Source organism: Aeromonas taiwanensis (assembly GCF_000820165.1).
Classification (GTDB): Bacteria; Pseudomonadota; Gammaproteobacteria; order Enterobacterales; family Aeromonadaceae; genus Aeromonas; species Aeromonas taiwanensis.
In genome coordinates this window covers 1-8,135 of sequence record NZ_CDDD01000044.1, presented here as the reverse complement: position 1 = coordinate 8,135, position 8,135 = coordinate 1, and the positions used below count along the sequence as shown (strand labels likewise).

Annotated in this window: 7 protein-coding genes and 2 pseudogenes; 4 read left to right on the top strand and 5 right to left on the bottom strand. The window is 64.9% G+C overall.

Going from position 1 to position 8,135, the window contains the following annotated elements; all coding sequences use genetic code 11:
• Positions 1-21 precede the first annotated feature (21 nt).
• A pseudogene (locus tag BN1136_RS07565) lies at positions 22-441 on the top strand (sensor histidine kinase); the annotation flags it as partial.
• A 67-nt stretch (positions 442-508) separates the two neighbouring features.
• Here BN1136_RS07565 and rloA3 read toward each other — a convergent pair.
• Positions 509-1,000: a retropepsin-like aspartic peptidase RloA3 gene (gene rloA3, locus BN1136_RS07560; protein WP_231557846.1), complete on the bottom strand. Its 492-nt coding sequence runs from the start codon at positions 998-1,000 to the stop codon at positions 509-511.
• A 379-nt stretch (positions 1,001-1,379) separates the two neighbouring features.
• Between rloA3 and BN1136_RS07555 the strand changes: the two genes are divergently transcribed.
• The 3 genes from BN1136_RS07555 to efp all read left to right on the top strand — a co-directional run bounded on the left by BN1136_RS07555 (position 1,380) and on the right by efp (position 4,295).
• Complete coding sequence (locus BN1136_RS07555; protein ID WP_043762161.1) at positions 1,380-2,423, top strand: GMP reductase; 1,044 nt, start codon at positions 1,380-1,382, stop codon at positions 2,421-2,423.
• An 81-nt stretch (positions 2,424-2,504) separates the two neighbouring features.
• Positions 2,505-3,683, top strand: a complete 1,179-nt coding sequence (gene earP, locus BN1136_RS07550) for an elongation factor P maturation arginine rhamnosyltransferase EarP (RefSeq protein ID WP_043808303.1) — start codon at positions 2,505-2,507, stop codon at positions 3,681-3,683.
• A gap of 45 nt (positions 3,684-3,728) precedes the next feature.
• Entirely contained in the window at positions 3,729-4,295 is a 567-nt protein-coding gene (efp, locus tag BN1136_RS07545) for an elongation factor P (RefSeq protein WP_010673788.1), read from the top strand.
• Between the two features lie 94 nt (positions 4,296-4,389).
• On the opposite strand, the gene BN1136_RS07540 is transcribed toward efp, so the two are convergent.
• The 4 genes and pseudogenes from BN1136_RS07540 to BN1136_RS07525 form a co-directional block, all read right to left on the bottom strand.
• Positions 4,390-5,061 (bottom strand): methionine ABC transporter permease, encoded by a 672-nt coding sequence (locus tag BN1136_RS07540; RefSeq protein WP_043762237.1) that lies wholly within the window; start codon positions 5,059-5,061, stop codon positions 4,390-4,392.
• A gap of 113 nt (positions 5,062-5,174) precedes the next feature.
• Positions 5,175-5,837, bottom strand: a pseudogene (locus BN1136_RS07535) (methionine ABC transporter ATP-binding protein); the annotation flags it as partial.
• Positions 5,834-6,649: a MetQ/NlpA family ABC transporter substrate-binding protein gene (locus tag BN1136_RS07530; RefSeq protein ID WP_043762163.1), complete on the bottom strand. Its 816-nt coding sequence runs from the start codon at positions 6,647-6,649 to the stop codon at positions 5,834-5,836. The gene BN1136_RS07530 and the pseudogene BN1136_RS07535, both read right to left, overlap by 4 nt.
• A 22-nt stretch (positions 6,650-6,671) precedes the next feature.
• Positions 6,672-7,709: an isopenicillin N synthase family dioxygenase gene (locus tag BN1136_RS07525; protein ID WP_043762164.1), complete on the bottom strand. Its 1,038-nt coding sequence runs from the start codon at positions 7,707-7,709 to the stop codon at positions 6,672-6,674.
• Between the last annotated feature and the right edge of the window lie 426 nt (positions 7,710-8,135).

Genomic DNA, 8,135 nt, shown 5'->3' with positions numbered 1-8,135 from the left:
GATGTGTAAAAGAGGCAGGCCCTGGCCACCCTGGCCCCCATCGCCCTGAAGAAGGATCAGCAGCTCTCCCTGGAGGGGGGCGAGCATCTGCAGGTGATGGGGCAGGCCATGTTGCTGGACCTGATGTTCGGCAACCTCATCGACAATGCGCTGCGCTACACCCAGGCGGGTGGCGAGATCGCCGTGATGGTCAGCCAGGAGGGCAACCGGGTCCGGGTGGATGTGCGGGACAACGGTCCCGGCATCCCCACCACTGCCCTGTCGCGGCTGAGCGAGCGCTTCTTCCGGGTCAACCCCCAGCAGGGGGACGGCGTGGGGCTCGGCATGGCCATCGTCTCGCGCATCGCCCAGCTGCACGGGGCGGATCTCGACATCCACAACCGGCCGCAGGGGGGGCTGGAGGTGAGCGTGCTGCTGCCCGCCCCGCCGCGTTCGGCATGAGCGGCAGCTAGCCCGCCGCTCAGCCATGAAAAACGGGGGCCTGGCCCCCGTTTTTTTCTCCACGCCCTCAGCGGCAGCTGGGCTGTACCGTGAAGGTACGCCGCGCATCCACAGGCCCCAGTTCGGCCAGCAGACGGCGGCCAATCAGCACGGGATAGATCATCTTGCTGCGATCCCGCAGGGTGAACCACTCCTCATAGACCTTGTCGCCGACGCAGATGCTCATGGTCACCGTGGGGCGTTGTTCCATGCCGCCCGCCCCCCGCACCGTGACGCTGCGCTCCACCGGCCGCTCCAGGGTCTGGCGCACCACCTTGTCGGTATTGGCATCGGTCAGCTCCAGGTTGAAACGCACCCAGGGCTTGCCGTCGCGCTTGAAGTGCCGCAGCTCCCGGGCATCCAGAGAGGACGTGAGGGCACCGGTATCCAGCTTCATCTTGACCGCCACCCCGGAGGGCATGAGCAGCCCCTTCTCGATCCAGCCGTAGCTGGCCGGCGCCGCCATCGCGCTGCCGCACAACGCCAGCAGCATGGCCGCGCCCACCATCATTTTGCCCATCTCGCTCTCTCGCCTTGTGTAACCTGGGCCCAGATCTATCACAGCCGCCCGGCGGGTCAACCGGATTCTCGGCCTCCGGCGAACAGCCCATGGCGATCCCGCCAGCAGGCGACAATCCGTGCCGGCAGCGCAAGGGGAGAAGCGACAAAAGGGGGGAAAACGGGGGGAGAAAAAGGTGCTGGATGACACTGTCTGCCATCCTCAGGTTGTGACGCCAAAGGCTACCACAGCGGGGCACGAATTATCAGTCTTGTTCTGGCGGGATTTTTGCCTACACTGCTGTAAACCGGAGGCCCTGAAAACCCCCGGTTTTTTTGTGCCTGCCGAAAATCTGCCACTGCAAAAGTGACGTTCAACAAGGCTCAATAAGGAATTCGTAATGCGTATCGAAGAAGACTTGAAGCTGGGTTTCAAGGATGTCCTGTTTCGCCCCAAGCGCTCTACTCTCAAGAGCCGTTCCCAAGTCAGCCTGACCCGCCAGTTCACCTTCAAGCACACCCGGACCCAGTGGCAGGGGGTGCCCGTCATCGCCGCCAACATGGACACCGTCGGCAGCTTCGCCATGGCCCGTGCCCTGGCCGGCTTCGAGATGATGACGGCGGTACACAAGCACTACAGCCTCGCGCAGTGGCAAACCTTCGTCGATGAGACAGACCCGGCCGTGCTGGGCCACGTGATGGTATCGACCGGCACCTCGGACGAGGACTTCGTCAAAACCCGCCAGATCCTCGCCATGTCCGAGGCGCTGCGTTTCATCTGCGTGGACGTGGCCAACGGCTACTCCCAGCACTTCGTCGAATTCCTGCGCAAGATCCGCGAGGCCTGCCCTAACCACGTCATCCTGGCGGGCAACGTGGTGACCGGCGAGATGGTGGAGGAGCTGATCCTCTCCGGCGCCGACATCGTCAAGGTGGGCATAGGCCCGGGCTCGGTCTGCACCACCCGGGTCAAGACCGGCGTCGGCTATCCCCAGCTCTCCGCCATCATCGAATGCGCCGATGCGGCCCACGGCCTCGGTGGCCAGATCGTCGGCGACGGCGGCTGCACCTGCCCGGGGGACGTGGCCAAGGCCTTCGGCGGCGGCGCCGACTTCGTGATGCTGGGGGGCATGCTGGCGGCCCACGAGGAGTGCGGCGGCGAGATCGTCGACGTGGATGGCGCCCCCTTCATGAAGTTCTACGGCATGAGCTCGTCCAGCGCCATGGACAAGCACGCCGGCGGCGTCGCCGAGTACCGCGCCTCCGAGGGCAAGACGGTGCTGCTGCCCTATCGCGGCCCGGTGGAAAACGCCGTGCGCGACATCCTGGGCGGCGTGCGCTCAACCTGTACTTACGTCGGCGCCAGCCAGCTCAAGGAATTGACCAAGCGCACCACCTTTATCCGGGTGCGCGAGCAGGAGAACAACGTCTACGGCAAGGAGTGATCCGCAAGCCTGACGGTTAGAAGCCAAGTCACCGGTGTGCTACCCTGCGCACCGGTTTTTTTGCATCTGGGATCCCGCGCCATGACAAGCCCTCTCCCCCCGTTCGACTGGGACATCTTCTGCGCCGTGGTGGACAACTTCGGCGACATCGGCGTCACCTGGCGGCTCGCCCGCCAGTTGCAGCAGGAGGCCGGGGGCACCGGCGTGCGGCTCTGGGTGGACGATCTGGCGAGCTTCGCCCGCATCTGCCCGGGCCTGGACCCCGCCCTGGAAGGCCAGTGGCAACAGGGGGTCTATGTCCAGCGCTGGCACGACGACCTGCCCCCGGAGGCCATCCCGGCCCGGGTGGTGATCGAGGCGTTCGCCTGCACGCTGCCCGCCCCCTTCATCCAGCGCATGGCGGCGCAATCCCCGGCCCCCTGCTGGATCAACCTGGAGTACCTCTCCGCCGAAGCCTGGGTCGAGGATTGCCACGGTCTCGCCTCCCCCCAGCGGGTGGGCAACCGCAGCCTCGACAAGTACTTCTTCTTCCCGGGCTTCACGCAGAAAACGGGCGGCCTGTTGTGCGAGCGGGGGCTTATCGCCGAGCGGGAGCGCTGGCAGCAGGACGAGGCGGGGCTCGATGTTTACTGGGCGAGTCTGGGCCTGCCACCCAGGCAAGAAAATGAACTGAGAGTCAGCCTCTTTACCTACGAGAGCGCGGCGCTCAGGAGCCTGGTGGCGAGCTGGAGCCAGGGCGCCACGCCGGTCACCCTGCTGCTGCCGCTCGGCCGCTCCCTCAACGACGTGCTCACCGGCGCCGGGCTGGCAGAGGCCATCCCTACCGCCCGGGCGGGAGATCTGCTGCGCTCGGGCAGCCTCGCCATCAAGCTGCTGCCGATGACGGATCAGGCCGGCTACGATCACCTGCTGTGGAGCTGCGACCTCAACCTGGTGCGCGGGGAGGACTCCTTCGTGCGGGCCCAGTGGGCGGCGCGCCCCTTCCTGTGGCACATCTACCCCCAGGATGATGAGGCCCACATCGCCAAGCTGGAGGACTTCCTCGACCACTATCTGGAGGACTTGCCCGCCGAGTGTGGCCAGTGGCTGCGCGACGTCAATCTCGCCCTCAACCATGGGCAGGATGTCGGCGAACTCTGGGCCCAATGGCCGCGATACGGCGCCATCTGGCAGCAACATGGGGGAGCCTGGTCACAGAAGTTGCTTGCCGGTGGGGATCTCGTCACGAGGTTGGTGAAATTTTTAGAAAGCCGTATATAATCTGGCAGTTTTTATCCGTCCGTTTCACGAACAGGAATTTTTTACATGAAAACCGCACAGGAAATCCGCGCTGGCAACGTAGTCATGATCGGCACCGAGCCGATGGTGGTCCAGAAGGCTGAATTCAACAAATCCGGCCGTAACTCCGCCGTGGTCAAGATGAAGCTGAAAGGCCTGCTGAACGGCAGCGCCACCGAAACCGTCTTCAAGGCCGACGACAAGCTGGAAGTCGTTCAGCTGGAGCGTAAAGAGTGCACCTACTCCTACTACTCCGACCCGCTGTATGTCTTCATGGACACCGAGTACAACCAGTACGACGTCGAGAAAGACAACCTGGGTGACGCGCTGAACTATCTGGTAGACGGCATGGAAGATCTGTGTGAAGTGACTTTCTACAACGAGAAAGCCATCTCCGTAGAGCTGCCGACCACCATCGTTCGCGAAGTCGAGTACACCGAGCCGGCCGCCCGTGGCGACACCTCCGGTAAAGTGACCAAGCCTGCCCGCCTGAAGGGTACCTCCTACGAGCTGGCCGTTGCCGCCTTCGTGGAGATCGGTGACAAGATCGAAATCGACACCCGTACCGGTGAATTCAAGCGTCGCGTCAACTAAGTTGACCCCTTGATGTCATTGCAAAAAAGCGAGCCTCGGGCTCGCTTTTTTATTGGCTGGCACCTTGCTGGCAGCCTGATGAAGGGAGATTCCCCTAGCGGCGATGGGCCAGTGCCCGCACCACCCGATCCCCCACGCCCTGCACCAGCTGCACCAACAGCAGCAGAATGACGACGGTCCCCGCCATCACCTGATCGTCGAAGCGCTGATACCCGTAGCGAATGGCCAGATCCCCAAGCCCCCCACCGCCGATCACCCCCGCCATGGAGGAGAAGCCGATCAGCATCACCACCGTCAGGGTCAGCCCGGCCAGCAGGGCTGGCAGCGCCTCGGGCAACAACGCCTTGGCCACCACGTGCCAGCCGCTGCCCCCCATGGCGAGCACCGCTTCGACACGCCCCTTGTCCACTTCATCGAGGGCATTTTCCACCACCCTGGCAAAGAAGGGAAAGGCCCCCAGGGTGATGGGCACGATCGCCGCCGTGCTGCCAAGGGTGGTACCGACCAGCAGCCGGGTCAGGGGGATCAGCGCGATCAAGAGCACCACGAAGGGGAGCGAGCGCCCGATGTTGATAAACAGCCCCAGCACCATGTTGACGCGGGGCAGCGGCAGCACGCCCTCCTTGCGGGTCACCACCAGCAGTACTCCGATCGGCAACCCCAGCAACAGGGTGAAGAGGGCCGCCACCCCGACCATATAGAGCGTCTCGACAGTCCCCTGATACATCAGGTCGAGCAGGGCATCCAGGTTCAGGCGACTCTGCATAGACGCGCCTCCTCCACCCCGTGACGCCGCAAGAAGCGGCGCTGGGCCTCGGGATCCGGCAGCAGGGCCTGCCGCACGCGGGAGCCAGGATCCGCCAGCAGGATGCCCAGGGCCCCGCTCTCGACCAGCACACCCCGCTCGAGCAGCGCCGCGTGATCGCAGATGGCCTTGACCACGTCCAGCTCGTGGGTGATGAGCACTATGGTGAGTCCGAGTCGGCGGTTGATGTCGGCAAGCAGCGCCAGCACCGACTCCGTGGTCTCCGGGTCCAGCGCGCTGGTCGCCTCGTCACACAGCAGGTGGGACGGGTTGCCGGCCAGGGCGCGGGCGATGCCGACCCGCTGTTTCTGCCCGCCCGAGAGCCGGGAGGGGAAGGCGTGCGCGTGCTCCGAGAGCCCCACCAATTCGAGCAGCTCGGCGACCCTGGCTGACCGCTCGCGGCGCGCCACCCCGGCGATCTCCAGCGGTACCGCCACATTGTCTGCCACGTTGCGGGCATGCAACAGGTTGAAATGCTGAAAGATCATGCCGCAAGCCTGGCGATGGCGGCGCAGGGCCGCCCCCTCCAATGCCGTGATGTCACGCCCGTCCACCAGAATGCGGCCGCTGGTCGGCCGCTCCAGCAGATTGAGGCAACGGATGAGGGTGCTCTTGCCCGCCCCGCTGCGCCCGAGGATGCCATAGATGGCCCCGTCCGGGATCGCCAGCGACACCCCGTCCAGGGCTGGCTGCGAGTGCCCGGGGTAGCGCTTGCCCAGCCCCTCGAGCGCTATCATGACTGCTGCCCCGCCACCGGGATCACCGACCCCTTGTAGCTCTTGCGAATGAACTCGGCGATCGCCCTGGACTCCAGCTCCCGCGCCAGCTTGCGGATCCGCGGATCATCCTTGAGCGCCGGAGTGGTCACCAGGATGTTGGCGTAAGGGTTATGCTCGGCACTCTCCAGCCCCAGGGCATCCCGAGCCGGCTCCAGCCCCGCCTCCAGGGCATAGTTGCCATTGATCACCGCCAGATCCACATCGTCCAGCGAACGGGGCAGCTGGGGTGACTCGATCTCCAGGATCTTGAACTCCCTGGGATTCGTGGCAATGTCTTGCACCGTGGCCAGATCCCGGGCCGGATCCTGATAGCCCGCCTTGAGGGTGATGAGCCCCTTGCTCTGCAACAGGTAGAGCGCCCGGCTCAGGTTGGTGACGTTGTTGGGCAAGGCGATCACCGATTTGGCCGGCACCTCCTCAAGCCGCTTGAACTTCTTCGAATAGATGCCGAGCGGCTCCACATGCACGGTGGCGGCCACCACCAGCTCGGTGCCGAGCGCCTTCTCCTGATCCTTGAGGTAGGGAACGTGCTGGAAGTAGTTGGCATCCACATCCCCCGCCACCAGGAGTTCATTGGCATTGATGCCGCCGCTGAGCTCTATCACCTGCAGGTCCAGGGTGGGATCCTGGCGTTTCACCTCGCCAAGGATTTCGGCATGGGGCAAAGGATCGGCGGCCACCCGCAGCGCCTGGGCCGCCTGGGAGGAAAAGGAGAGCCCGAGGGCCAGTACCACGCCGGTCAGGGAAAACAGTCGTCTGTTCTGCTTCATCTTGAGATTCCTTTCGATGCAATCAGTAGGCTTCGCCGACCACCAGCGCCCGGGGCGCCGGCAGCAGATCGGCATGATGGCGCTGGGCCACATCCGGGTGGGAACGCAGTCGTCCCTTGAGGTAATTCCACCCCACCTCCCGCAAAAGCGGGTTGTCCGGGTCTGTGGCCGGCCCCCTCGCCTCGCTGGCCAGGGCGTCTGGCAGCGGGTAGACGGGCACCACGGCATCGAGCTGTGCCCCCAGGAAGAAGGCGATGGAATGGCGCTCCTGCCCAGGCGCCGACGGCACCACCCGGTGCACGGTCGCCCGCAGGTAACCGTTGCTGGCCAACTCCAGCAGCTCACCGATGTTGACGACAAAGGTGCCGGGACGGGGGAGTGCATCGAGCCAGCGCCCGGGCTCCACCTCAACCTGCAGGCCGGGTTGGTCATCCTGCAGCAGGAAGCTCAGGAACCCCGAGTCCTTGTGAGGTCCCACCCCCTGGGTCGCACCGCGCTCACCGGGATAGCGGATCAGCTTGATGTGCTCGTTGGGGCGCTCTCCGTGCAAGGCATCGAAGGCATCCGGCGGCAGCGCGAGCGCCTCGGCAAAGGCGCCGAGCAGGGTGCGGGACATCCGGGTCATCGCCTGCTGCCAGCCCAGCAGCACGGGCTTGAGCTCAGGCAGCCCATCGGGCCACTGATTCGGCCCCTGCAACCGCCACCAGGGCGGAGCGCCCGCGGCCAGTGGCAAGGCGCTGCGCTCGGCGCCGATATCGAACTGCTCGCGCCAGTCGGGCTGGCCACGGGTCAGCTCGGCCCCCGGCAGGTTATAGCCTCGAAAGTGGGGGGAATGGACCATGGCAACCTGCTGCTTGGCGGCGGCAGGCAATGCAAAGAAGGCGCGCGACAGCTGCTGCAACTGCCGCTGCAGCTCGGGATCGATGCCGTGGCCGGTCAGGTAGAAGAATCCCACCTCCCGGGCGGCATTGCGCAAGGCGGTCAGGAATTGCGCCCGTTGCTTGGGCGAGGCATCGAGCTGCCCGAGATCGAGTTCAGGCAAGTGGGTCAAGGTGCTCATGGCGATAGCGCTCCCGGTCGGTGAACAGATGGGTCAAGGTCAGAGCCAGGTCGCCGTAACAGTGGAACAGATACATGGTGTTTCTCCTGATGAGGGGGGTGGCCAGCTGCGGGGGTGCCCCGCCTCTGCATGCCCTTACTGAAACACGTGGGAATGGGATGAGGGAACGATCAAATCCGGCATTGCTTTGCCATATGAAGCCATAGCGCCCCGCCATCAGGCCGCGCTTCCACGAGCCCCGCTCTTGTTATCTCGCGGGAGGTGGCAAGCCCCTTTGCGAAGCTCTCAAGAAAACGCCGCCACAGCCGCTATCAGGGAGTAATGGAGGATTTCCCATGTTGTTTCGCCCCTGCCTACTGCTGACCTTGCTAGCCTTCGCCGCCCACGGCGCCGGGCAGACGCCCCCTTCCTCCCCCCTCGATCTCG

What these genes read in the sequence shown, in the direction of transcription:
- rloA3 (WP_231557846.1), bottom strand. Translation starts at nt 1,000, where the DNA reads ATGGGCAAAATGATGGTGGGCGCGGCCATGCTGCTGGCGTTGTGCGGC.
- BN1136_RS07555 (WP_043762161.1), top strand. Translation starts at nt 1,380, where the DNA reads ATGCGTATCGAAGAAGACTTGAAGCTGGGTTTCAAGGATGTCCTGTTT.
- earP (WP_043808303.1), top strand. Translation starts at nt 2,505, where the DNA reads ATGACAAGCCCTCTCCCCCCGTTCGACTGGGACATCTTCTGCGCCGTG.
- efp (WP_010673788.1), top strand. Translation starts at nt 3,729, where the DNA reads ATGAAAACCGCACAGGAAATCCGCGCTGGCAACGTAGTCATGATCGGC.
- BN1136_RS07540 (WP_043762237.1), bottom strand. Translation starts at nt 5,061, where the DNA reads ATGCAGAGTCGCCTGAACCTGGATGCCCTGCTCGACCTGATGTATCAG.
- BN1136_RS07530 (WP_043762163.1), bottom strand. Translation starts at nt 6,649, where the DNA reads ATGAAGCAGAACAGACGACTGTTTTCCCTGACCGGCGTGGTACTGGCC.
- BN1136_RS07525 (WP_043762164.1), bottom strand. Translation starts at nt 7,709, where the DNA reads ATGAGCACCTTGACCCACTTGCCTGAACTCGATCTCGGGCAGCTCGAT.